The sequence below is a fragment of the Klebsiella sp. 141162 genome (assembly GCF_050600755.1).
GTDB lineage: Bacteria > Pseudomonadota > Gammaproteobacteria > Enterobacterales > Enterobacteriaceae > Klebsiella > Klebsiella aerogenes.
In genome coordinates this window covers 114,040-137,471 of sequence record NZ_JAQIRI010000010.1, presented here as the reverse complement: position 1 = coordinate 137,471, position 23,432 = coordinate 114,040, and the positions used below count along the sequence as shown (strand labels likewise).

The following is a 23,432-nucleotide window of genomic DNA, read 5'->3' as shown; positions in this document are numbered from 1 at the left end:
CAATGTGAAACGCATTATTTTTTTATCTGTTTCAGAACAGAACAAAAAAGGGAAAAATTTTTTTCGCTTTTGCTCGCCCTACAGTGGATGCATCGCTCCGGCAGCGTGGCTGTAGGCGCCATTGATACCAGGCGCCGCGGCATGACGGCCAGGGCTCACGTGTCAACATATGCACTTATTTGAGGGTGAAAGGAATGCTAAAAGTTATTCAATCTCCAGCCAAATATCTCCAGGGACCTGATGCCGCCATGCTGTTCGGCGAATACGCTAAAAACCTGGCCGACAGCTTTTTTGTTATCGCCGATGACTTCGTGATGAAGCTGGCGGGCGACAAAGTATTGAACGGCCTGCATAGCCACAATATTAGCTGCCATGCGGAACGGTTTAACGGCGAGTGCAGCCATGCGGAAATCAACCGCCTGATCGCTATTCTTAAGCAGCACGGCTGCCGCGGCGTGGTGGGTATCGGCGGCGGGAAAACCCTCGATACCGCTAAGGCTATCGGCTATTACCAGAAGCTGCCGGTGGTGGTGATCCCGACAATTGCCTCAACCGATGCGCCGACCAGCGCGCTGTCGGTTATCTACACCGAGGCGGGCGAATTTGAAGAGTATCTGATCTACCCGAAAAACCCGGATATGGTGGTGATGGACACGGCGATTATCGCCAAAGCGCCGGTACGCTTGCTGGTGGCCGGGATGGGCGATGCGCTCTCCACCTGGTTTGAAGCCAAGGCCTGCTTCGATGCGCGAGCCACCAGCATGGCGGGCGGGCAGTCCACGGCGGCGGCCTTGAGCCTGGCGCGCCTGTGCTATGATACGCTGCTGGCGGAAGGCGAAAAAGCACGCCTGGCGGCTCAGGCTGGAGTGGTGACCGATGCGCTGGAGCGCATTGTCGAAGCCAACACCTATCTGAGCGGTATTGGCTTTGAGAGCAGCGGCCTGGCCGGCGCGCACGCGATTCACAACGGTTTCACCATTCTTGAAGAGTGCCACCATCTGTATCACGGCGAAAAAGTCGCTTTCGGCACCCTGGCGCAGCTGGTGCTGCAAAACAGCCCGCTGGAAGAGATCGAAACCGTGATGGGCTTCTGTGAAAAAGTCGGCCTGCCGATCACCCTTGCGCAGATGGGCGTGAAAGAGGGTATTGAAAGCAAAATCCACGCGGTCGCGAAAGCCACCTGCGCAGAAGGCGAAACCATCCACAATATGCCGTTCCCGGTCACCGCGGATAGCGTCTACGCCGCCATCCTTACCGCGGACCTGCTTGGGCAGCAGTGGCTGGCGCGTTAATTCGTTTTCGCCTGACCGAGACGCCGCAGCATAATGCGGCATGAACTTTCCCCTCCGGCAGCCGCTGCCGGAGGGTTTTGTCGTTTTAACTGTGTTAACTACAGCGGAAAAGGGATATGACAGCTCAGACTCAGGGCGCGGAAAATGAAGTTTCAGCCGTTATCAGCCAGTCGTGGCATCGCTGCAGCAAATTTATGCAGCGGGAAACCTGGCAGGCGCCGCATCAGGCGCAGGGGCTGACCTTTGAATCGATCTGCCGTCGCAAAACCGCGCTGCTGACCATCGGTCAGGCGGCGCTGGAAGATGCGTGGGAGTTTATGGCCAACCGCCCCTGCGCACTGTTCATCCTTGATGAGTCGGCCTGCATTCTGAGCCGCTGTGGTAACCCGCAGACACTGGAACAGCTGGCGGAACTGGGATTTCGCGACGGCAGCTACTGCGCGGAGAGCATTATCGGCACCTGCGCGCTGTCGCTGGCTTCGATGCTTGGACAGCCGGTCAACACCGCGGGCGACGAGCACTTTAAGCAGGCTCTGCGGCGCTGGTCGTTCAGTTCGACGCCGGTGTTCGATAACCATGGCCGCCTGTTTGGATCGATTTCGCTATGCTGTCTGCGCGAAGAGTGGGCTCCGGCGGATCTGTCGCTGACCTTGGCCATCGCCCGCGAAGTGGGTAACTCGCTGCTTACCGACAGCCTGCTGGCGGAATCTAACCGTCACCTTAATCAAATGTATGGCCTGCTGGAAAGTATGGACGACGGGGTGATGGCGTGGAACGAGCAGGGAGTGCTGCAGTTTCTCAACGTGCAGGCGGCCACGCTGCTGCATCTCGATACCCAGGCCAGCCAGGGGCGAAATATCAACGAACTGCTGACCCTGCCGGCGTTGCTGCGCCGCGCGATTAAACAGGCCCGCGGCCTTAATCATGTGGAAGTGACCTTCGAGAGCCAGCATCAGTTTATCGACGGGGTGATCACCCTGAAGCCTATCGTGGAGGAGCAGGGCAATAGCTTCATTTTACTGCTCCACCCGGTGGAGCAGATGCGTCAATTAATGACCAGCCAATTAGGCAAAGTGAGTCATACCTTCGAACAGATGTCGGCGGATGACCCGGAAACCCGCAGGCTGATCCACTTTGGCCGCCAGGCGGCGCGCGGCGCTTTCCCGGTGCTGCTGTGCGGCGAGGAAGGGGTGGGTAAAGAATTACTGAGCCAGGCTATCCATAACGAAAGCGAGCGGGCGCCGGGCCCGTATATTTCGGTTAACTGCCAGCTGTACGCCGACAGCGTACTGGGACAGGATTTTATGGGCAGCGCGCCAACCGACGATGAAAATGGCCGCCTCAGCCGACTCGAACTGGCTAACGGCGGCACGCTGTTCCTGGAAAAAATAGAGTATCTGGCCCCCGAACTGCAGTCGGCGCTGCTGCAGGTGATAAAACAGGGCGTGCTGACGCGTCTTGATGCCCGACGGCTGATTCCGGTAGATGTGAAAGTGATCGCCACCACCACCGTCGACCTCGCCAACCTGGTGGAGCAGAACCGCTTTAGCCGCCAGCTGTACTATGCGCTGCATTCGTTTGAGATAGTCATTCCGCCGCTGCGGGCGCGGCGCGGCAGCATTCCTTCGCTGGTGCATAGCCGTCTGCGTCGGCTGGAGAAACGCTTTTCATCGCGGCTGAAGGTCGATGACGACGCGCTGGCCCAACTGACCGCCTACCCGTGGCCGGGCAATGATTTTGAGCTTAATAGCATTATTGAGAATATCGCGATGAGCAGCGATAACGGGCATATCCGCTTAAGCAATCTCCCCGAACATCTCTTCTCTACCCGGCCTGGTAGCGAAACGGCCTCATCGCTACTGCCGTCGAGCCTGTCTTTCCGCGCCATCGAGAAAGAGGCGATTATCCAGGCGGCGCGAGTGACCAACGGCCGGGTACAGGAGATGTCGCAGTTGCTGAATATTGGCCGTACCACGCTGTGGCGCAAGATGAAGCAGTACGATATCGACGCCGGGCAGTTTAAGCGCCGGGGGCAGGATAAGGGTTAAGCCAGCGGCGTTAATATTTTTCCGGCAGCTCGTTGACAATATCGACGAGCTCGCCGTTTTTCATCGTGATATAGCCGCCATTTTTCAGATCGGAAAGTACCTGAAACAGATAGCTACGCGACATTTTCGTGCGTCGCAGGATAAAGTTTGCCAGGCTCGGGTCGTGTAATACGCCCTCATTTTTCTGCTTGAGATAGCGATAAATCATGGAGCGAATGACAAAATAGCGGGTGCCAATAGCTCTTTCGTCATGCGCATCGAGCAAAAACGCCAGCGTGATGGCCATCATGTTCATCAGGAAGGTGAATTTATCGGGCTGAGTAAAATGTTTCTCAAAGTATTCGAGATTACAGCTGAACACTTTGACATTTTTTTTGGCGGTATAGTGCAACTGAATGCCCGGACCATAATTCTCGACAATACCAAAAAACATCCCTTTGATGCCTTTGCCGATCTGAAACAACTTTTTCGGTTGGGTTTTCGCTTTTCCAGAGGTGAGAATAAAGTTGTGCTCCTGCATCTCAACGGCAATGACGCCTTCAAGAACAATAATAATCTCGCCTGTACTCAGGGTGAAAGGCGTATCATCAGCAATTTGGCGTATATTATTGCTGTGAGTTAACGAGTCTATCGCCTTTATATTCTTTGAAATCATCTTATTATATTCATCGATGATGTGGGAATAGGGCGTTTGAATACGACTCATTTTCTCTCCGGACTTAACTCTACCGCTTTATTACTCTTTGCTATTTTGCAGTGGCGATACTTTATATTTTAACGGCGCGGAATTACGCCTGATACAAAATATCTAAATTTAAAAGCTAGCGCCAGATAGCAAGCATCACTTTTGCAGTCCGTTAACGGACTGATCTATCGCTCTTTTTAAAACACTCACTTAGACTGTTTTAGTGGGGTAGTTGGGCTTCTTTTTTTAGTAACTAAGAATCCACTTAAATATTGAATGATAATATTGCTTTTGCCGCGGTTTTATTTAGTGAAACGGTGATGGTGATTGGCTTTGCATAAATGAAAAAATAAAATTGTACGTGTGGATTTTTATTGCTTTCTCTACTTCACTTAAGCGGAATCGCCTCAGTAGCGACAAGGTTTTCGCTGATGTCGCTCATCTCATGTTGAGACTTATCTAATCTGACAACGCCTGCCTGACATTAGCCAAATCGTAAGTGAAATCAGGCGCATTCTGAGCAATGAGGTTTGAAGATGAATAAAAAATATAAGGGTATCGGCGTGCTGGCATTTGCCGCCGGCTCGCTCTTACCCGGCGCGACGGTCAATGCCGCCGATCAAAATGCGGTCGCTCCCAGCGATGGGGCGGCAAAGAAGCCCAATATTATCCTGATCGTCTCTGACGATACCGGCTATGGCGACCTCGGCGTCTACGGCGGCGGCGAAGGCCGCGGTATGCCGACGCCAAACCTCGACAAAATGGCCGATGAGGGGATGACCTTTTTCGACTTCTATGGCCAGCCAAGCAGTACGCCGGGCCGCGCGGCGATGCAGACCGGGCGCATTCCCAACCGTAGCGGTATGACCACCGTGGCCTTCCAGGGGCAGGGCGGCGGTTTGCCGAAAGAAGAGTGGACGCTGGCCTCGGTGCTGAAAACCGGCGGCTATAAAACCTTCTTCACCGGTAAATGGCACCTCGGTGAAGCCGATTACGCGTTACCTAACGCGCAGGGCTACGACGAAATGAAATACGTCGGCCTCTACCACCTGAACGCCTATACCTATGCCGATCCGACCTGGTTCCCGGATATGGATCCGCAACTGCGTGAAATGTTTGCTCGCGTCACCCGCGGCGCGCTCTCCGGCAAGGCAGGCGAAGCGCCGAAGGAAGAGTTCAAAATCAACGGCCAGTATGTGAATACCCCGGTCGTTGATGGCAAAGAGGGCGTGGTCGGCATCCCATTCTTCGACCGCTACGTCGAGAAGGCTTCGCTGGACTATCTTGAAGCAAACGCAAAATCTTCCGAACCCTTCTTCATGAGCATCAATTTTATGAAGAACCACCAGCCGAACATGCCGGATCCGGATTACGTCGGCAAGTCGATGTCGAAGAGCAAATACGCCGACTCGATGGTGGAAATGGATGCCCGCGTAGGCCATATCATGGATAAGCTGCGTGAGTTGGGGATCGATAAAAACACCCTTGTGGTATGGACCACCGATAACGGCGCCTGGCAGGACGTTTATCCGGATGCCGGCTATACGCCATTCCGCGGTACCAAAGGCACTGACCGCGAGGGCGGCAGCCGCGTTCCGGCTATTGCCTGGTGGCCAGGCAAGATTAAAGAGCACAGTCGTAACCACGATATCGTTGGCGGCCTCGATCTGATGGCGACCTTTGCTTCAGTGGCCGGGATTAAGTTACCGACCAAAGACCGCGCTGGGCAGCCGATTATCTTCGATAGCTACGATATTTCGCCGGTACTGTTCGGCACGGGCAAAGATCCGCGTACTTCCTGGTTCTACTTCACCGAAAACGAGTTGACCCCGGGGGCGGCGCGCGTCGGCCACTATAAGGCGGTGTTTAACCTGCGCGGCGATAACGGCGCGAAAACCGGCGGCCTGGCGGTGGATTCCAACCTCGGCTGGAAAGGGCCGGAGTCGTATGTCGCGACGGTACCGCAGATTTTCGACCTCTGGCAGGATCCGCAGGAACGCTACGATATCTTTATGAACAACTATACCGAGCATACCTGGACGCTGGTGACCTTCAACGAAGCCATCACTAAGTTGATGAAAACCTACGTCGAGTATCCGCCGCGTAAGCCACAGAGCGAAGCCTACAGTGGGCCGATTACCCTGTCGCAGTACCAACGCTTTAGCAATATTCGTGAACAGTTAAAACAAGAAGGGTTCCAGTTGGCGATGCCGACCGGCAACTAAAATGACGTTGGCCCGGGCGAAATGTCCGGGCCTTTTGCTGTTGTGAGCATTCTCCGAAATGGGTTCTGGTCGATGAAAAAAAGCACCACCATTCCATTAACGCCTTTGCAGAACCAGGGGCGCTATCTGCCCGCCTATAAACGTCGCTATCACATGATGGCGAAGCCTAGCGGCTCCACCTGCAACCTGGACTGTCAATACTGTTTTTATCTGCATAAAGAGCAGCTTCTGCATCAGCCGCACGACAAAGGAATGAGCGATGAGGTACTGGAGAATTTCATTCGTCAGTACATTCAAAGCCAGGATGGCGAAGAGATTATTTTCTCCTGGCAGGGCGGCGAGCCAACCCTGATGGGGCTGGAGTTTTTCGAAAAGGTCGTTGCGCTGCAAAAGAAATATCAGCCGAAACACCAGCGCATTGAGAACGATCTGCAGACCAATGGCGTGCTGATTAACGATAAGTGGGCCGCCTTTCTTAAGCAGCACAATTTTCTGGTCGGCGTGTCTATCGATGGCCCGCGTGAGATCCACGATCGCTTTCGCGTGACGCGCAGCGGCAAACCGACCTTCGACAAGGTCATGGAAGGGATCGCGGCGCTGAAGCGTCACGGCGTGCCTTTTAACGCCCTTGCGGTCGTCAACCGGGTCAATGCCCGTTTCCCGCGCGAGGTATATCGTTTTCTTACCCGCGAACTGGGCGCTACCTATATCCAGTTCACGCCCTGCGTAGAGGCCGCCGAGTTTAAAACTACCGCGCCGCAATTCTGGCGCGAAGAGACGATCCCCATCACCGGCAGCCGCCGGGCGAAACCGGGGGATCTGGATTCGATCGTCACCGACTGGTCGGTGGATCCCGACGATTGGGGACATTTTCTGACCGAAGCTTTTGATGAATGGGTGACCTGTGATCTGGGCCGCGTGCAGGTCAATTTGTTTGAAACCGCCGTGGTGCAAACCATGGGACTCCCATCCCAGTTATGCATTACCGCGCCGTTTTGCGGTAAGGCGCTGGCGATTGAGAAAAACGGCGACGTCTACTCCTGCGATCACTACGTCTATCCGGAATATAAGCTTGGCAATATTAAGGCGCACAAGCTGGCGCATATGGTCTTTTCCGAGCGGCAGAAAGTGTTTGGGATGGGCAAGAAAGAGACGCTGCCGGCCTACTGCAAAAGCTGTCCGCATCTGAATTTATGCTGGGGCGAATGCCCGAAAAACCGCATCGTGCGCGCCCCGGACGGCGAAGAAGGACTCAATTATTTATGTCCTGGCTTTCGCCATTTTTACGCGACGGTTAAACCGACGCTTGAGAAAATTGCCGCCATGCTGAATTAGGTCTGGCTTTCGGCGGTGGAATAAGAAGGATAAACAATGAAAAAAACAGTATTGCTCAGCATGCTGCTATTGAGCTTCACCAGCGCGGCAGCCACCGATATGCTGCCGGCATGGAAAGATACCCCTGCTAAACAGGCAATTGAGCAATGGGTGCAGGGGGCGACGCGTGAAGGCGGAGCGGACTTTATTCCGTTAGATAAGCGCTACGTGGTTTTTGATAATGACGGCACCCTGTGGCCGGAAGCGCCGCTGACTTTCCAACTGCAGTTCGCAGTGGATGAAGTGAAAAGACTGGCGCCGGAACATCCGCAATGGCAAAAAGATCCGCTGGTGGCGGCGGTACTGAACAACGATTTGAAAACAGTAGCGGCGGGCGGTGAAAAAGGGCTACTCAAGTTGCTGGCGTTAACCCATAGCGGCATGACCACCGAAGAGTTTAGTCAGCGAGTCAGCGCATGGTTTGACAGCCATCAGGATAAACGTACTGGTTGTCGCTATGACCAGTTGGGATATCAGCCGATGCGCCAACTGCTGGACTATCTGCGCGCCAATGGCTTTAAAACGTGGATCGTTTCCGGCGGCGGAATTGACTTCATGCGCGTGGTGTCGGAGAAAATGTACGGTATTCCGCCGGAGCAGGTTATCGGTTCGTTCGCGCTCAGCGAGTTTAGCCTGACGGATAATGGTACCGAGCTGCGCAAAACGATGAAAGGCGCATTCAATGATGACGCCGCGGCCAAACCGGTGGCGATCCACCTGTTTATGGGCCAGCGCCCGGTTGCGGCTTTTGGTAACAGCGACGGCGATTTGGCGATGCTGCAATACACCGCAGCCAACCCGAACTATAAAACCTTTGAGCTGCTGGTCCACCATACCGATGCGGCGCGAGAGTATGCCTACGACAGCCATCCTTCCGCCAGCGGCAAGCTGGTGAAAGGATTGACCGAGGCGAAACAAAAGGGTTGGACAGTCGTCGATATGCAGCAGGACTGGAAGACGGTATACGACCCGGCGCAGTGTAAGGCGAAATAAAAAACGCCCCATGTTGGTCCGGGCAATGGCGGTGAGTTCGGATCCGTATTTTTGCCGGATGGCGGCTGCGCCTTATCCGGCCTACGGTCCGTGTGCCTGGCTGAAACTGTCGGTGTTGATCGCCTCAAAATCCCCGGTGGCGCTACCGCTTACCGGGGCTACAGTACTGTGCGGTCTGGTAGCCCGGATAAGGCGCAACGCGCCGCCTCCGGGAAAATCCCTGGTGGCGACGGGCCGCCCTCTGTGCGCTCCCTGCGCCACGGATAATTGTCTAAGGGGCCAGCGGCGGCAACGGCTGCGGCTGCCAAAATCGCCGCCAGCGCCGGTTGATGCCGAGAAGCGTTCGATAACTCCAGCGGCGGCCAAACCATCCGCCTCCGACCGCCGCGGCGGCAATGAATACCCACATCAGACTTTGCCAGGAGACCATTCCCGTTGTTCCGCGCAGCGCTTGCTCCGCGCCGCCCTGTCGCGCCGCGGCGACGTTCAACGTTTCTCCCGCCAGCTTCGCCGTTCGCCATTGATGATTAACGGTATCCCACCAGCGCAGGCTAATCGGCGGTAGTACCAGCGTACCGCTATGACTGGGTAAATAGCGCAGTCGTTCCACCCGGTGGGCGCCGATGACATCGCCGCGCTCGCTTTTTAATGCCTCACTGACCGGCGCCAGACGCTGGCTCTCGCTACCGCTAATGGCGTACAGCAGCGGTGGAATTTGCCCCGGTAGCGCATCCCGCGCCTCGACGGTCACGATACGGTCAACGACATCACCGACCCGCAGCGTGGCGTCTTTTCCTGCGTGATACTGTTGAATTTGCTGGTTGAGCGTCAACTGGCTGGCCGGTAAAAAATGGTCTGCCTGAGTGGTATTGGCAGGCCAATTAACCGGGCGTTCCAGTGCCGGAAGATGCACCGTGACCGGCGCCTGATTGGCGGATGACGCGGTGATATCGAGCGCCGGCAGGCGCAGCACGCCCTGCTGCCAGGCGCTGACCTGACGTTCAAGGCGAATGCCGCTCCAGACGATCCCGTTCTTTTTGCGCGTCACCAGCTGTGAAGGCAACGCGGTAGGCAGGAGTTCGCCGTTTTTGACCGCAAACTCGGGCCACTGCGGCGGCGGGTTAAACCAGCTATCCGTCCACCAGGTGACGGCCACCCGAACCGGCTGGCCGGGGACGATCTGCGTCGGCGCTTCCAGTTCACGGGTGATGTCCATCGCCGCATGCGCCGGCAGGGTGGCGGCCAGCAGAAAAAGTAGCGCTTTGTTCATGGCGTGGTATCTCCCGAGCCGTTGCGATACAGGCTTTTCAGTAGCCCCGTTGGCGAAACATCCAGTGCATCAAACCATTGATTAACCTGCGGACTCTCCCCGGCGATGGCGCCGATTTGCTGCTGATCGATGCCCTGGTTTTTCTGCAGGTCGTGGACCAGCTTATCCGGGCCGTCGTCCATCGCATCGCCCTGCGCCTGTTGGCGCTCGCGCTCTTGTTGGCGAATGCCCATCACAATCTGCGAGATTTTATCGCGATTTTGCAGCGCCATGGGCCAGTCAGGATGTAGGTAGAGGGCGCGATCGTAGCTGTCGAGCGCCTGCTGCCACTGCTTTTGCTGAGCATAGCTGTTGCCCAGCCACAGCAAGGTTTCCGCGGTTGGCGGCGCGGCGCGAAACGCGCCGGTGGCGGCAGGAAAGTTGCCCGCCCGATACCAGGCGATACCTTGCCATAAAGGGTCGTGATAATGCCCGGCGGCAGCGGCGTAGTCGCCGCGGTTGAAGGCGTGCTGCCCCTGGATATCCGGGCGAACCCAGGCATCGAGCCAGGCGGCATCGCTGTGCGGCGACCACAGCAGCGCGGGAAATAGTAGCGCTACCATCAGTAACTGGCGTCGCCAGAACAGCAGCAGGAACAGCATCGGCACGATCAGCAGGTAGCCGCTGTTTTTCCAGTGCAGATCCTGGCGGGCGTTATTTTGCTGAGTCACCGATTGTTGAATGTGGCTGGCGATGACGCGCAGATCGTCACCATCATCGCTGACCAATGTCACCGGGATCCCGGCGTCGCGCAGCTGGCGGAAACGATCGACGTTTAGTCGGGTATCGATGCCGAGGCTGGCGTACTTATCCGGCAGCGTTCCACCCGCGGCGGTGCCGGGGACCCAAATTTGCAGCGGTAGATGTTGCCCTTTCAGCCAGGCGACATCGGCAGGCGATAGGGTATCGGCAACGAGGATCAGGCTACGCGGGCTGTCTTTGGCTGTGGGCCGGTTTTTTAACGCCAGTGCGACGGCCTGCGGCAGGGCGGAACCGCTACCTTCCGGCAGCAAAGAGGGCGACTGGGCGTTGAGAAATAGCTGATAAAACTGCGGATCCTGGGTTAACGGCGTGGTGAGAAAGGCCTGGCTACTGTAGACCACCAGACCGAAATGCGACCCGGGCTGCTGTTGCATCAGCGCGGCGATTTTATGCTGCATGCGCTGATGACGCGAGGGGGGAAGATCCTGGGCATACATCGCCAGATCCTGCTGCAGGATCACCATCACGTTGCTCTGCGGGGTGAGCGCCGCCGGGAGTTCGCGCTGCCAGCTTGGGCCCGCCAGTGCGATGACACCGAGGGCCAGTAGCCACGGCAGCAGCCGGGTTAACCTGCGACGGCGCTGAATAATCAACGCGCGAAAAGGTTTATCCATTAGCGTTGACCAGGCGCAGGCGCCGTAGCCTGGAAGCCAGGCCACCAGCACACACAACAGCAGCGCGGTTAAGCGCCACGGATAGAGGAAGTGAAAATCGCTCATGCCATTTTCTCCCTGAGGACACGCCCGCAGGCGGCCAGCAGTAACAGTAACAGCGCAGAGGCGAGCGGCCATGGATAGAGCGCCTGATGCCATGACCAACCGAGGCTTTTAACCTGCGCCGGGGTGAGGGCGTCGATTTGTTGCCAGACGCTATCCAGCGCGCTGCCGGAATGCGCGGCGGTCCAGCTCTGGCCGCCGGTGGTTTTCGCGATGCGCTGCAGTAGCGGCAAATCGACTTTGTCTTTGCTGGTATCGCTGAGGTCGCCGAAGGCGATGGTATGAACCTGGACATGGTGGTCGGCGGCAAGCTTTGCCGCCAGTTCAGGCGACAGCTGCGAAGCGGTATCGTTGCCGTCGGTGAGTAAAATCGCCAGCTTATCGGCCTGCTTATCAGGGCCATTATCCAGTACCTTAACCGCCACGCCCAGCGCGTCGCCGATAGCGGTTTGCTGGCCAATCATGCCCGGCGCCAGTTGATTAATGCGCGTTTGCAGCGCCTGTTTATCTTCGCTTATCGGCGCGAATGGCCAGGCTTTGCTGGCGAAGATTACCATGCCGATGCGGTCGGATTGCCGGGCGGCGACAAACTTGCGCACCGATTGCTGTACCGCCTGCAGGCGCGTATTACCGCCCTGGATGTCATTTTTGGCCATTGAACCGGAGACATCGAGGATCAGCACGATGTCGCGCATCGGCCTGCTGATGTACTGCGGCGGCGTCAGGTATTCCGGCCGCGCCAGCGCGCAGACCAGCAGCGACCAGATAAGCCAGAACAGCACGGCGCTGGCCCCGCCACCGCGTTTCGGCCGGGTATCGAGCTGTAACGCGTCAATTAGCGAGGGTAAAAACGGTACCCGCACGCGCTCGTCGGTGGAAGTTGCCGGGAGCGGGAGAAAACGAGTGAGCAGCGGCAGCGCCAGCAGTAGCGCGGCCCAGGGCCAGGCGAAATCAATGTGGGCGAGCCATTCAGACATGTGGAAGCTCCTTTAGCCACTGCGCTAACTGAGCGCGAAGCCGCGCCGTCTGCTGGTCGTTCAGGGCGTTGTCTGCCCGGCAGTAACGGGAGATGAGCTGGTCGCGCAGGTCGGTATCCAGCGTCAAAGACGCCAGCACGGCTTCCGGCGCCAGCGTTTGGCTAACCGTGCGACGTGGCTGGTGGACCAGTTGTACGCGTTTAATCAACTGCATCCAGCTATCGGCGGTATGCTGATGATTGAGCGCCAGCAGCGCTTCCCGCCGCCAGCGATTGCGACGCCAGCGGGCGTAGCGGATAAGCAGGAGCAGCGCTGCCAGGCTTGCGGCAATCGCAAGCAGAATCAGCCAGCCGATTGGTAGCGGAAACCCACTGGGGGCGGAGGGGAGCGCGGGCGTTAGTAGATCCGGCACCGCATAGCCTTTCTCAAACATTTAAAGCCCTTTTTGTAACTGACGCAGCAGGTCCTGAGTTACCGTCAGATGATTAACCCGAATACCTAACTGGTTGAGTTGCTGCTGCTGACGCGCCAGCCGACCGATGATGTGTTGGCGAATATCGGCGCTGAGCGCAGAGGTGAGAGTGACGCTGGCGCTGCGCCCGCCGTAGCAGGCGGCCAGCGTGCCGGAGCGCGGCAGGCGAAGATGAAGGTCGTCGAACAGCACAAATGCGCTGACTTCGCAGCGTCGGCGCAGATGCGCCAGCATGGCCTGCGCTGGGGCGTCGAGGTCATGAAAATCGCTCAGGATCGCGACCCAGGCGCCGCGTGGAATCGCGCTGACGGCGCGCTGCAACGCCTGCGCCAGCGTCTGCGCGCGCTGAGGCTCATGAGGATATTGTTGGGCCAACAGCTGATTATAATGCGTCAGATTATCCAGCAGCTCGGGTAGCGCGCGCCGTGGGGCGCTACATGGTTGCAGCGCCAGCGTGGTATCGTTAAACACCAGGCTGCCGAGGCGATCGCCATCATGATGGCTGCGCCAGGCCAGCAGCGCGGCGGTTTTTGCCGCCGCCGCCGATTTCGTTTGTCCGCGGGTGGCGAAGTACATATCTAATCGTTGGTCGACCAGCAAAAAGACCGGGCGTTCTCGCTCTTCATTGTACTGGCGCAACCACGGCGTACGTAGACGGGCGGTTGTCTGCCAGTCGATCATTCGTACATCGTCGCCGGGTTGATAACGACGCAGGCTATCGAAGTTGAGCCCACGGCCCTGCTGGCGGGAGGCGCGTTCGCCGGACAGCGCACCTGGCGGGATCTGCCCGGGCGGGTTTGCAATCAACCGCGACTGTGGCGCGAGGTCGAGCAGAATCTGGCGATTAACGCAGAGATCGCTCATTAGATCACCACGGCGTTCAGCAGCATGGTAATCACATCGTCGGCGCTGCAACCATCGGCGCTGGCCTGATAGCTCAGCATCAACCGGTGGCGCATCACCGCTGGCGCGATAAAACGCACGTCTTCCGGACGAACCGCGTCACGTCCCGCGAGCCAGGCCTGCGCGCGGGCGCAGCGCTCCAGCGCTAAGGTACCACGCGGGCTCAGCCCGTAGGCCAGATAGCTGGCTAACTGCTCGCTGATGCGCTGCGGCTGGCGGGTGGCGTTGACCAGTTCGACTATCCAGGTTTCGATAATCGGCGCGACGTGGATTGCGCTTATTTCCTGCCAGCAGGAGGCGATCTCCTGTTGGCTGAATTGCAGAGATTCCACTTCCGGCGCAGGGGCGGTTTTTGTCGCCGCGCTGTATTTCGCCTGCTGCTCGGCGCGAACCAGTTGCATCACCTGCTGTTCATGCTCTTTCGACGGATAGTCGACCTGCACTTTCATCAGAAAACGGTCAAGCTGGGCTTCCGGCAGCGGCCAGGTTCCTTCCTGGTCGACGGGGTTCTGCGTCGCCAGCACCATAAAGACACCCGGCAGCGGCCAGCTTTTGCCCGCTACGGTGACGTGGCGCTCTTCCATCGCTTCCAGCAGCGCTGATTGTACGCGGGCCGAAGCGCGGTTGATTTCGTCCGCCAGAATCACGTTACCGAATACCGGCCCCGGGCGAAAACGAAATTGTTCTTCTTCGCGGCCGGCGTTTTGCTGATAAATTTCGCTGCCGGTTATATCCGAGGGCAGTAGATCCGGAGTGAATTGGATACGGCGGAATTCACCGGCAATATGCCGCGCCAGCTCGCGGACGGCGCGGGTCTTCGCCAGCCCCGGCAGCCCTTCCAACAGGATATGCCCATCGCAGAGCAGGGCGATGAGCAGCATTCGAACGACGTTTTCCTGACCGAGCACCTGCGTGTTCATGCGCTGCTCCAGCTGTAGCATTTTCTCGCGAAGGCTCATCGATTGACTCCTTTAAAATCGCGTTTCACCAGGGTGACAATGCCCGCCAGAATCGGCTCGGCATAGTTGAAAAAGGCCTTAATGCCCGGACAGAGATAGTTCAAGCCGGCTTCGCCGTCGGCGGTGAGCACCAGACGGTTTTTCGGGCATTCGCCGTGGCAGAGCTTCAGGTAAGGGCACTGCTTGCACTGCTGCGGTAGCGTGTCGCATTTACCCATACCGAAAGCCTGCTGACGTTCGGAGAAAGCCATCCGCGCCAGGCTGTTATCGGCAATATTGCCGATTTGATATTCGGGATAGACGTAGTGATCGCAGGAGAAAACATCGCCGTTTTTCTCGACCGCGAGGCCTTTGCCGCAAAATTCCGCGGTGGTGCAAATTTGCGCCGGCATGCCCATCATTTGGGCCACGGCGGTTTCGAACAGATTGACCTGTACGCGGCCAAGATCGTTGTTCACCCACTCTTCGAAAGTCGCGATCAGGAAGCGTCCCCACTCGTCCGGGTCGACCGACCAGTCGGTGACGATAGCGTCTAAATCGCCGGGGCGCGCGCGGCGGCTGCCGACGGTGGGGATGCTGTCATCACGCCAGAAATGAGGCGCGGTCTGGGTAAAGTCCACCGGTTCGACGCAGGGGTTAAATTGCACGTAGGTCGCCCCCAGTTCGCGGGTAACAAAGCGGTAAACCTCTAATGGGAAACGGGCGTTGGTACGGTTGACGGTGACCAGCGCATTGAATGGTACGCCGTGGCGTTTCAGGGCGTCGACGCCGGCCATCACTTTATCAAATGTCGGTTTGCCGCTACGGGTGATGCGATAGCGGTCGTGCAACTCTCGCGGGCCGTCGATCGACAGGCCAACAAGGAAATGATTTGCTTTGAGGAATTCAGCCCAGGCATCGTTAATCAGGATACCGTTGGTTTGCAGATCGTTTTCGATCCGCTGGCCGGGCTTTTTATACTGCTGTTGGAATTTCAGCACTTTGTGGAAAAACTCCAGTCCCATCAGGGTCGGTTCGCCGCCCTGCCAGGAGAAGACCACCTGTTCGCCATCCTGTCCATCGATGTACTGGCGGATAAAGTTTTCCAGCGTTTCATCGCTCATGTAGCTGCGCTTTTCCTGCTGGAGTAAGTGTTCTTTGTGCAGGTAAAAGCAGTAGCTACAATCGAGATTACAGGCGGAGCCGCTGGGTTTCGCCATCACATGAAAGCGACGTTGGTAGGCGGGGCCGTTACCCGCGTACTTTTCTGCCGAAGGTAATGCGTTAACAGGCACGGTGGTGCTGTGTTTCATAAATAACTCCCGGATTAGTCAGGTCGAGGGTAAGGCGAGGAGAAAAACAGGGCGGCGAACCGCCCTGGGAGATGGATTACCGTTACTTGCCGGTTTTCGCGCTCTGGTCAAGCATTGCGCTGACATCGGAGACGGTAAAGGAACCCGGCTTCTGACGCGGCGGGAATTCTTTAAACGTCGCCAGCATATCTTTTGCCGACTTCTGCGCGCCGCCCAGCAGGAACAGACGATCGTAGAACCAGGTGTCGTAGCCCATGCCGTCGGAACCTTTCTCCAGCGGATCGACTTTCAGATCGAAGATCAGCGGAGTGCGCAGTTTGGTGAACGGATAGCGCCACAGATCGAGGCCGGTGTGCTCCTGGATCATAAAGTGGATCTTCCAGCGGCCCTGACGCATCGCCAGCAGATCGCCGTCATCGCTCCAGTAGAAGAATTCATTACGCTGGTCTTTCCCTTTGCCCTGCAGGAAGTCGAGCTGGTTATAGCCATCAAGGTGAACCTTGTAGGTAATTGACGGCGTTTTATAACCTTTCAGCATTTCCTGTTTAATGTTGCTGTCGCCGGCAGCGGCAACCAGCGTCGGGAACCAGTCGTAACTGGCGAACATATCGTTCACCACGGTGCCTGGTTTGATGTGGCCCGGCCATTTGATCATCGCCGGAACGCGGAAACCGCCTTCCCAGCCGGTGTTTTTCTCCCCGCGGAACGGGGTTTCGCCTGCGTCTGGCCAGGTGGCGGTCATCGGACCGTTGTCGGTGGTGTAGATAACGATGGTGTTATCTTCGATACCAAGATCTTTAATTTTCTGCAGCACCTGGCCGACGATTTTATCGTGCTCAACCATGCCGTCGGCATAGGTTCCTAACCCGGTGACGCCGACGCTATCGTCTTTGAGGTGGGTTTTGTTGTGCATACGGGTGGTGTTGAACCAGGTAAAGAATGGTTTACCGGCTTTCACCTGACGCGCCATAAAGTCGTTGTTGGCGGCCAGCGTCTCTTCATCTACGGTGCCCATACGCTTAACGGTCAGCGGACCGGTATCTTCGATCTTGCCGTCAGCGGTGCTCTTGATCACGCCGCGCGGGCCAAACTGTTTACGGAAGTTCGGATCTTTCGGGTAATCCGGGTTTTCCGGCTCTTCTTCGGCATTCAGATGATAGAGGTTGCCGAGGAATTCATCGAAACCGTGCGCGGTCGGCAGGAATTCATCACGGTCGCCCAGGTGGTTTTTACCGAACTGCCCGGTGGCGTAACCCAATTGCTTGAGGACGTTGGCGATGGTCGGATCTTCTTTCTGCAGACCCTGCGGCGCTCCCGGCATACCGACTTTACTCATCCCGGTACGGAATGGCATCTGGCCGGTAATGAAGGCGGAACGACCTGCGGTGGAGCTCTGCTCGGCGTAGTAGGAGGTAAACTTCGCGCCCTGCGCGGCGATACTGTCAATGTTTGGCGTCTGGTAGCCCATCAAACCCTGATTGTAGGTGCTCAGGTTCAGGTAGCCGATATCATCGCCAAAGATAACTACGATGTTAGGCTTTTTAGCATCCTGCTTCGGCGCTGCCGCGTCGGCTGCGTGAGCAACGGTCACTGCGCCGGAAGCTAATGTCAGCATACTGGCTAACATTGTTCTCTTAAAGGGAATGTTTTTAAACATAGCTCGCTATCCTTTTATTTTTCCGGATTTTGAAATGATCTGGAAAAATAGGTTGTTAACGAAGCGTCTAATTTATTTTTAAATTAGCAAGGATGTTTTAGGTTAAAAATAAATTAGACGCTTCAATGGGCGAAACCGTGTTACGGTTCTCGTCGGTGTTGGCATTTTATTTAGACGTATCGGTCGATACGAGAGTGGAGTCTCTAAACGGACTGAAATAAATGGCAGGATGAACTAAAAATGCTATCTTTAATTGACAGGGTTAACTTTGCCAGATTATTTTTATGCATATTTAAATAAATAGGTATTAATGGGGCAACATGAAAACGACTTATTCCGATGTTATTGATCAATATAACCATGTTGTCGCCAGCGATCTTGAGTTGATTCAACCGTTGATCTCGGCAAATCAGCCACGAATCATCAAAGATAACGGTGTGTTTAAAATAGAACCCGGCGAAGTGGTTATTGTTGTTGAAGGCATAATTGCGATAGAAGTGGAATACAATGCGGGTTTTGGTTCCGCGAGTAAACGCGGCGCGCGGAGTAAAACGCTGGACATGCTACAGATCGGTAAAGGAATCCGCGGTATGATTTTCGGGCTTATTGAAAGCTATGGTCCGGCGCTATCGCTAAAATATACGGCGAAGAAAAATGTCAAAATTGTGACCTGCAGTAAAGAAGCGTTTGAACACTATTTTATTCAGCGTGAGCGCTTTGTTTATCTGATGGAAGTCATGGCCTTTCAGTTATCGCTGATTATTGATGCGCATCACGAAAAGAATTTACCTTCACGCTACGATACGATTAAATCGATGATTTATCGTTACAAAAAACAGCAGGATGCGGGAGTATTGCATGATGAAAGCCTGGCAAGCTTTATTCTAAAAAGAACCAAGATGTCGCGCAGCTACCTTTTTAAAATTCTTGCTGAGCTAAAAGAGGGGGGATATATCAAAATGGAGAACGGTGAACTGGTCGATATTGTGCACGAGCTGCCGGAGAAATTTTAAACTGCTGTTGTTGCGCTAAGGTCATTTCAGACGCGCGGAGGTCAGCTAACAGAACCAGGGATTACTTTACTCTTCATTACGCTTGCCCGCAGGGGGGCGATATGTTTCGCCGAAGCCAGTTATCGTGCGGGATCTTGCCCGTCGTGTTTCTTCTACCGCGATGAGAATGCGGTGATAGTTGCCCTGCACTGGCAGTTTATGGGTTTGATTTTGTCTGTGCATGGCACTAAAATGCAGTCAATTATTCTGTTGTAAATTCATCCTGCTAGTGAAATAAACCATTGTTTTTTCGTTTTAAAGGATACGATTTTGCTGAGAAGGGAGGCTTCTTTGTGTTCAATGGTGCAGCGCGCTCTGACGTAAACAATTTCATTAATATAGAAAAGGGAAGGCGCGGTAGAAAGAGCCAACCGTTTATCTCTTTCTCCAAAAACGGGGGGCATGTCAGGATCGCGACTTTCATTGCTCGTCACGGAGAACATGTTGATATTCAAATAGATTATTCCACAAGAACCATCCGGGTTAAGAAGGTGGAGCACCACGGCGTGCGTATTAACGTCGGCGGCGTCTTTACCCGTAAGGTGCTGGTGAAACAGTTTCTGTTTGGCGAGAAGAAGACTATCCGCGTTGATCTCACCAAACAGGACGATGGCTGGTTTTATGGCGACTTGCCGGTAGAGTTTACGGCCAATTGCGCATAGTGCGTTATTGCCTGAATTAGCCATTATTCAGCTATGTCGATATGGAGATAGCTGAAGATGGCTTTTTTATATCAATGGGATATAAATACGAGTCATTATAGTTTCGTATTAAAAATTTATTTTTAAGTAAATAAGTGCCATTAAACTCTATTAAATAATAGTTATTTCCAATGATATCTTTGCAATAATTAAGGGAAAATAGAGAGGCAAAAAAGGAAACGATAATTAATGGAAAATTTACTCAGACACTGTGAACAGGTTGCTGCTGGCCCCTATAGCCGCGACGCCCGCGCGCTGGCGCATGAAGTGATCGATACCATCTCGGCGGGCGTCCCGCCGGAGCAGCTGATTCTCCCGTGGATGTCCGTTAAAGAGGGGCTGCCCGACGCCAATAGCGGGCGCTACGTGTGCGCATATACGCCAGAACAATCTCAGGACCGCCGCTATCAGCTGGTCTCCGCAGCCATGTTCCGCGCCGTTTGTCGGGACGCCACCCACTGGTTTTATATGTGGGAAGCGCTGTGAGTGGGGAAGATAGGATGCTGTTCTACTGGCTATTTTTTAACAATAATGTTGTCGTAAAAATAAAGAGTATGGAATCAGTATCGGGGCATGGCAAATGGATGTTTTATGCCGCCTAAGGTGTCCCTGAGCGAACACCTAAGGCGAGTATTATTAATTAACAGCGTCCTGCGGCTTTTGATAATGCATCACATGTTTTACTAGTAGAACTTGCTACACCACCAGCGCAAATAGCATCAGAAACCGTACTGCTTCCCCCTATTGATATCAGTCCATAAAGTTTTGGTTCTGCAGCTTTAGTGACATAACAACGGTGTGCTTTCTTACCTATTGTCGCCACAAAATTGGTTTTAACGCCATTTTGCTGAACATCTGAAATTGTCACGTCAGAAGCATTGACATTTAATGTAAACGCTGCGGCATCTCGCATTTCGTTTTCTGTCGCGATCGGTGGTTTTGATACGCATCCGATTAATAAAATGGCGGGAAGTATGCATGTCGTTAATTTAAAAATTTCCATTGTGTTATCCATTATATAATTATGCGAAATGTATATATAGATTACAGGTTGATACATTTCTTTGATTTTGGACATCATTTTATATGTGCAATGAGAGTTGTGTTAATGCCAATGGGTTAATGATAATTTGGAAAAAGAAATTTGAGGTTAGTATTCATTTTGGTGATGTTGTAGATGTTTGATTGAAGGGCTTTATTTAATTAAACCATTGAGTTTGTGAATGCTTTTGTTTTTAAAAATTAACTTCTTCCATTTTTTCATCAAAATAATAATTTATGTCTGTTATATTTATGGCGTAAGGTAAGATAGTTATCAATACATTTAAATAGCAATCTCCCTTTACGCATTCGCCATTTATTCGGGCTCGCCGAATTTAGTGAGACAGCGATGCCGGTGACCGGATAGTGCGACTGACGATCACAAATCCGCGATTCTTAATCGATGCCGGGTAAAAAATGGCTTATCGTGCCGTGGTGCGCGAAGCCGTTTGGGCAGCGTCAATGGCTACACTGAATACTGCATATTATTCGCCAGTCGCGGCGGTTTTCATTTTTACGCCAAGTGGCGCGCGGTGTCATAAAGGATGAGAGATGAGTAAATCAGAGAATCAGACAGAGCGCGATGCAGGCTATCGCCGCGTGCGGCTGGAGGATATCGCTACCCGTTGTCGTACCTCGCTCAGTACCGTGTCGCGGGCGCTATCGGGCGAAAAAGGGGTCAGCCACGAACTGCGCACGCGTATTCAGGAAGTGGCGCGGGCCATGCGATATACGCCGGCTCAGGAGCTGGGCGGCGCGCGAATTGTGCTGGCTATTTCACAAGTGGCGATGCTGGATTACAACCGCTATCAGTTTAGCTGGTACGTCCTGCAAGGGCTAAAAGAGCGAGCGAAGGTGCTGGGCGTTGATCTCATTACTCATCAGCTCAGCGATAATGACAATGGCGCCCTGCAGGCGCTGCTGGAAGAAGCGGACGTAGGCGGCGTGCTGGCGCTGACGGTGGACGACAGCGGTTTTCTGAATACGGTGGCGAACCTGAAAAAACCGGCGGTGTTGGTGAATACTGACGATCCGTTAATGCGCTTGTCCAGCGTGCTGCCCTGTAACCGTTCGGCCACGCGCATGGCCTGTGAATATTTGCTCGAGCGCGGCCACCGCGACATTCTTTTTTTAACCCACCCAGGCAGGCGAACCATTGAACAGCGTGAAGATGGTTGGCGGGAAGCGATGCGCGCTCGCCAGCTGTTGTGCGACGATTCGCGGATCCTGACGGTAACCGACTGGCTGCCGGAGCTGGCGGAGCAGGCGGTGATTGCGCGTTTCCGTGATACTCCGCGCGAGTGTACGGCGATACTGTGCGCCAATGATTCGCTGGCGATCGGCGCGATCAACGGCGTGCGGGCCTTAGGACTGCGTGTGCCGGAAGATATCTCGGTGGTCGGTATGAATAATCTGCCGCAGGCGGAGTTTGCCACACCGCCGTTGACTACCGTTCACCTTCCGGTACACGAAATCGGCACGCTGGCGCTGGAGCTGCTGCAGGATATGATTGCGGGTAGTGTCGAAATTCCAAGGCGGGTTGAGCTGGCGTGCGCCATCGTCGAACGTCAATCGGTGGCCCGTATCGCCTGATACGCGCCACCGGTAAAAAGAGCGGGTTAGTCGAATTTAGCCCGCTCCATCTTCGGCACTAACAGCAGATACATAATCGCCCATGCCAGCAGATAAGCTACAGAGCTGATGGCGAACAGCGCCCAATAGTTACCAGAGGCTTCAAGCACGGCGCCAATCACCGTAGAGAAGATCACGCTGCCGATCATCCCGAAGGTACTGCCAATTCCCACGACCGAACCGACGGCTGCGCTCGGGAACAGATCGGATACCGAGGTCAGAATGTTGGCAGACCACCCCTGGTGCGCCGCCGCAGCTAACCCGACCAGCGCGACGGCGGCCCACAGATTTTCGACCTGGGTGGCGGCGAAAATCGGCAGGACCAGGCAGGCGCAGATCAGCATCGTGAGTTTACGTGCGCTGGCGGTGCTAAATCCTTTACTCATCAATTTGCCGGGTAACCAGCCTGCGCCGAGGCTGCCGACGATGGCGAAGAGATAAATAACGATCAGCGGCAGTCCCAGACCTTCCATGTTGATACCGCGGGATTCGTTGAGCCATTTTGGCAGCCAGAAGAGGAAGAACCACCAGATTGGGTCGGTCAACATTTTGCCTAATGCCACGGCCCACAGTTGGCGATAGCCCAGCAGATGCGTCCATTTAATGGCCGAAACGCTGACGGCGTCTTCTTTATCCTGAGCAATCCACGCCTGCTCTTCGGCACTGGCCTTCGCTTTCACCGGACCAAAGGCGATGAACCAGGGAATCAGCCACAGTAAGCCAATGGCGCCGAGAATTAAAAACGCGCCGTGCCAGCCGTAATGCACTGCGATAAGCGGGATCAGCGCAGGCGAGATAACTACGCCGATATTGACCGCGACGCCAAGAATGCCGGTCGCCAGCGTGCGTTCCTTTTTAGGATGCCACTCGGCAATCACCTTCATCGCCGCCGGGAAGTTAGCGGACTCGCCTAGCCCAAGCAGGACGCGAACCAGCGCAAACCCCGCCACCGAACCGACGACCGCATGCGCCATCGCCGCGACGCTCCAGACGACCATCGCCGCCGCATAGCTGATTTTGGTCCCCAGTTTGTCGATAATTCGCCCGCATACCAGCGTGCCGACGCCATACGCGACGGTAAACGCATTGACCAGCCAGCTATATTCCATTTGCGTCCAGCCGATATCTTTTTGCAGCATCGGTGCCAGCAAGCCGAGGATCTGGCGATCCATATAGTTAACCGTTGTGGCAAACACCAGCATGGAGCAGATGACCCAGCGATAGTTGCTTTTCGGTTTAGCCATTTCTCGAGCGGGATTGTGCAGCGTATTCGGATTAACATCATCAGAGGCCTGCCCGGAAGGCACCGCCTGTTTGTCGATTTGCGTATCCATTATTATTT

Annotated in this window: 21 protein-coding genes; 9 read left to right on the top strand and 12 right to left on the bottom strand. The window is 55.0% G+C overall.

Annotated features, from left to right (window positions below; translation table 11 throughout):
- Nucleotides 1-194 precede the first annotated feature (194 nt).
- Nucleotides 195-1,292, top strand: a complete 1,098-nt coding sequence (locus PGR23_RS21350) for a glycerol dehydrogenase (protein WP_007372182.1) — start codon at nt 195-197, stop codon at nt 1,290-1,292.
- 116 nt (nt 1,293-1,408) lie between these two features.
- Nucleotides 1,409-3,340 (top strand): dihydroxyacetone kinase operon transcriptional regulator DhaR, encoded by a 1,932-nt coding sequence (gene dhaR, locus PGR23_RS21345; RefSeq protein ID WP_396279375.1) that lies wholly within the window; start codon nt 1,409-1,411, stop codon nt 3,338-3,340.
- A 10-nt stretch (nt 3,341-3,350) separates the two neighbouring features.
- Here dhaR and PGR23_RS21340 read toward each other — a convergent pair whose 3' ends face one another.
- The gene (locus tag PGR23_RS21340; protein ID WP_047043142.1) at nt 3,351-4,046 is read right to left on the bottom strand and encodes a helix-turn-helix domain-containing protein; all 696 of its coding nucleotides are present in this window, start codon (nt 4,044-4,046) and stop codon (nt 3,351-3,353) included.
- Nucleotides 4,047-4,561: 515 nt separating this feature from the next.
- On the opposite strand from PGR23_RS21340, the gene PGR23_RS21335 reads away from it, so the two are divergent.
- From PGR23_RS21335 to PGR23_RS21325, 3 genes are all read left to right on the top strand, one after another.
- Nucleotides 4,562-6,250, top strand: a complete 1,689-nt coding sequence (locus PGR23_RS21335; RefSeq protein ID WP_047043139.1) for an arylsulfatase — start codon at nt 4,562-4,564, stop codon at nt 6,248-6,250.
- Nucleotides 6,251-6,322: 72 nt separating this feature from the next.
- Nucleotides 6,323-7,585 (top strand): anaerobic sulfatase maturase, encoded by a 1,263-nt coding sequence (locus tag PGR23_RS21330; RefSeq protein ID WP_316422695.1) that lies wholly within the window; start codon nt 6,323-6,325, stop codon nt 7,583-7,585.
- 36 nt (nt 7,586-7,621) lie between these two features.
- Nucleotides 7,622-8,617, top strand: coding sequence for an HAD family hydrolase (locus tag PGR23_RS21325; protein ID WP_047043132.1), 996 nt, complete (start codon nt 7,622-7,624; stop codon nt 8,615-8,617).
- A gap of 271 nt (nt 8,618-8,888) precedes the next feature.
- Here PGR23_RS21325 and PGR23_RS21320 read toward each other — a convergent pair whose 3' ends face one another.
- The 8 genes from PGR23_RS21320 to PGR23_RS21285 all read right to left on the bottom strand — a co-directional run bounded on the left by PGR23_RS21320 (nt 8,889) and on the right by PGR23_RS21285 (nt 17,664).
- A complete protein-coding gene (locus PGR23_RS21320) occupies nt 8,889-9,887 on the bottom strand; it encodes an oxygen tolerance domain protein (protein ID WP_316422693.1) in 999 nt (332 codons plus the stop codon).
- Nucleotides 9,884-11,407: a VWA domain-containing protein gene (locus PGR23_RS21315; RefSeq protein ID WP_396279376.1), complete on the bottom strand. Its 1,524-nt coding sequence runs from the start codon at nt 11,405-11,407 to the stop codon at nt 9,884-9,886. Before PGR23_RS21315 ends, PGR23_RS21320 begins: the two co-directional genes overlap by 4 nt.
- Nucleotides 11,404-12,381 carry a VWA domain-containing protein gene (locus PGR23_RS21310; RefSeq protein WP_289576033.1) on the bottom strand — a complete coding sequence of 326 codons (978 nt, stop codon included), beginning with the start codon at nt 12,379-12,381 and terminating at the stop codon, nt 11,404-11,406. The genes PGR23_RS21315 and PGR23_RS21310 overlap by 4 nt, the downstream gene beginning before the upstream one ends.
- Nucleotides 12,374-12,814: a DUF4381 family protein gene (locus PGR23_RS21305; RefSeq protein WP_316422690.1), complete on the bottom strand. Its 441-nt coding sequence runs from the start codon at nt 12,812-12,814 to the stop codon at nt 12,374-12,376. Before PGR23_RS21305 ends, PGR23_RS21310 begins: the two co-directional genes overlap by 8 nt.
- Nucleotides 12,815-13,717, bottom strand: coding sequence for a DUF58 domain-containing protein (locus tag PGR23_RS21300; RefSeq protein WP_396279377.1), 903 nt, complete (start codon nt 13,715-13,717; stop codon nt 12,815-12,817).
- The gene (locus tag PGR23_RS21295) at nt 13,717-14,715 is read right to left on the bottom strand and encodes an AAA family ATPase (RefSeq protein ID WP_047043114.1); all 999 of its coding nucleotides are present in this window, start codon (nt 14,713-14,715) and stop codon (nt 13,717-13,719) included. The genes PGR23_RS21300 and PGR23_RS21295 overlap by 1 nt, the downstream gene beginning before the upstream one ends.
- Nucleotides 14,712-16,007: an anaerobic sulfatase maturase gene (locus tag PGR23_RS21290; RefSeq protein ID WP_316422688.1), complete on the bottom strand. Its 1,296-nt coding sequence runs from the start codon at nt 16,005-16,007 to the stop codon at nt 14,712-14,714. The genes PGR23_RS21295 and PGR23_RS21290 overlap by 4 nt, the downstream gene beginning before the upstream one ends.
- An 82-nt stretch (nt 16,008-16,089) precedes the next feature.
- A complete protein-coding gene (locus PGR23_RS21285) occupies nt 16,090-17,664 on the bottom strand; it encodes an arylsulfatase (RefSeq protein WP_045377786.1) in 1,575 nt (524 codons plus the stop codon).
- Nucleotides 17,665-17,984: 320 nt separating this feature from the next.
- Between PGR23_RS21285 and PGR23_RS21280 the strand changes: the two genes are divergently transcribed.
- Nucleotides 17,985-18,677 carry a helix-turn-helix domain-containing protein gene (locus PGR23_RS21280; protein WP_047078337.1) on the top strand — a complete coding sequence of 231 codons (693 nt, stop codon included), beginning with the start codon at nt 17,985-17,987 and terminating at the stop codon, nt 18,675-18,677.
- Between the two features lie 257 nt (nt 18,678-18,934).
- On the opposite strand, the gene PGR23_RS21275 is transcribed toward PGR23_RS21280, so the two are convergent.
- Nucleotides 18,935-19,171, bottom strand: a complete 237-nt coding sequence (locus PGR23_RS21275) for a hypothetical protein (RefSeq protein WP_226473705.1) — start codon at nt 19,169-19,171, stop codon at nt 18,935-18,937.
- Between the two features lie 51 nt (nt 19,172-19,222).
- Between PGR23_RS21275 and PGR23_RS21270 the strand changes: the two genes are divergently transcribed.
- Nucleotides 19,223-19,378, top strand: coding sequence for a hypothetical protein (locus PGR23_RS21270; RefSeq protein ID WP_223683739.1), 156 nt, complete (start codon nt 19,223-19,225; stop codon nt 19,376-19,378).
- Between the two features lie 228 nt (nt 19,379-19,606).
- The gene (locus tag PGR23_RS21265; RefSeq protein WP_396279378.1) at nt 19,607-19,903 is read left to right on the top strand and encodes a hypothetical protein; all 297 of its coding nucleotides are present in this window, start codon (nt 19,607-19,609) and stop codon (nt 19,901-19,903) included.
- Between the two features lie 154 nt (nt 19,904-20,057).
- On the opposite strand, the gene PGR23_RS21260 is transcribed toward PGR23_RS21265, so the two are convergent.
- Entirely contained in the window at nt 20,058-20,330 is a 273-nt protein-coding gene (locus PGR23_RS21260; protein ID WP_072047975.1) for a hypothetical protein, read from the bottom strand.
- Between the two features lie 680 nt (nt 20,331-21,010).
- On the opposite strand from PGR23_RS21260, the gene PGR23_RS21255 reads away from it, so the two are divergent.
- A complete protein-coding gene (locus tag PGR23_RS21255) occupies nt 21,011-22,051 on the top strand; it encodes a LacI family DNA-binding transcriptional regulator (RefSeq protein WP_063416547.1) in 1,041 nt (346 codons plus the stop codon).
- A 26-nt stretch (nt 22,052-22,077) separates the two neighbouring features.
- Here the strand turns inward: PGR23_RS21255 and PGR23_RS21250 are convergent, their stop codons facing one another.
- The gene (locus PGR23_RS21250; protein WP_080957239.1) at nt 22,078-23,424 is read right to left on the bottom strand and encodes an MFS transporter; all 1,347 of its coding nucleotides are present in this window, start codon (nt 23,422-23,424) and stop codon (nt 22,078-22,080) included.
- Nucleotides 23,425-23,432 lie beyond the last annotated feature (8 nt).

Excerpts from the sequence above, each read along its gene's own strand:
- PGR23_RS21315 (WP_396279376.1), bottom strand. The coding sequence starts at position 11,407 with ATGAGCGATTTTCACTTCCTCTATCCGTGGCGCTTAACCGCGCTGCTG.
- PGR23_RS21320 (WP_316422693.1), bottom strand. The coding sequence starts at position 9,887 with ATGAACAAAGCGCTACTTTTTCTGCTGGCCGCCACCCTGCCGGCGCAT.
- PGR23_RS21295 (WP_047043114.1), bottom strand. The coding sequence starts at position 14,715 with ATGAGCCTTCGCGAGAAAATGCTACAGCTGGAGCAGCGCATGAACACG.
- PGR23_RS21325 (WP_047043132.1), top strand. The coding sequence starts at position 7,622 with ATGAAAAAAACAGTATTGCTCAGCATGCTGCTATTGAGCTTCACCAGC.
- PGR23_RS21265 (WP_396279378.1), top strand. The coding sequence starts at position 19,607 with ATGGAAAATTTACTCAGACACTGTGAACAGGTTGCTGCTGGCCCCTAT.
- PGR23_RS21290 (WP_316422688.1), bottom strand. The coding sequence starts at position 16,007 with ATGAAACACAGCACCACCGTGCCTGTTAACGCATTACCTTCGGCAGAA.
- PGR23_RS21310 (WP_289576033.1), bottom strand. The coding sequence starts at position 12,381 with ATGTCTGAATGGCTCGCCCACATTGATTTCGCCTGGCCCTGGGCCGCG.
- PGR23_RS21250 (WP_080957239.1), bottom strand. The coding sequence starts at position 23,424 with ATGGATACGCAAATCGACAAACAGGCGGTGCCTTCCGGGCAGGCCTCT.
- PGR23_RS21255 (WP_063416547.1), top strand. The coding sequence starts at position 21,011 with ATGAGTAAATCAGAGAATCAGACAGAGCGCGATGCAGGCTATCGCCGC.
- dhaR (WP_396279375.1), top strand. The coding sequence starts at position 1,409 with ATGACAGCTCAGACTCAGGGCGCGGAAAATGAAGTTTCAGCCGTTATC.
- PGR23_RS21280 (WP_047078337.1), top strand. The coding sequence starts at position 17,985 with ATGAAAACGACTTATTCCGATGTTATTGATCAATATAACCATGTTGTC.
- PGR23_RS21300 (WP_396279377.1), bottom strand. The coding sequence starts at position 13,717 with ATGAGCGATCTCTGCGTTAATCGCCAGATTCTGCTCGACCTCGCGCCA.
- PGR23_RS21350 (WP_007372182.1), top strand. The coding sequence starts at position 195 with ATGCTAAAAGTTATTCAATCTCCAGCCAAATATCTCCAGGGACCTGAT.
- PGR23_RS21260 (WP_072047975.1), bottom strand. The coding sequence starts at position 20,330 with ATGCGAGATGCCGCAGCGTTTACATTAAATGTCAATGCTTCTGACGTG.
- PGR23_RS21305 (WP_316422690.1), bottom strand. The coding sequence starts at position 12,814 with ATGTTTGAGAAAGGCTATGCGGTGCCGGATCTACTAACGCCCGCGCTC.
- PGR23_RS21285 (WP_045377786.1), bottom strand. The coding sequence starts at position 17,664 with ATGTTTAAAAACATTCCCTTTAAGAGAACAATGTTAGCCAGTATGCTG.
- PGR23_RS21330 (WP_316422695.1), top strand. The coding sequence starts at position 6,323 with ATGAAAAAAAGCACCACCATTCCATTAACGCCTTTGCAGAACCAGGGG.
- PGR23_RS21335 (WP_047043139.1), top strand. The coding sequence starts at position 4,562 with ATGAATAAAAAATATAAGGGTATCGGCGTGCTGGCATTTGCCGCCGGC.
- PGR23_RS21340 (WP_047043142.1), bottom strand. The coding sequence starts at position 4,046 with ATGAGTCGTATTCAAACGCCCTATTCCCACATCATCGATGAATATAAT.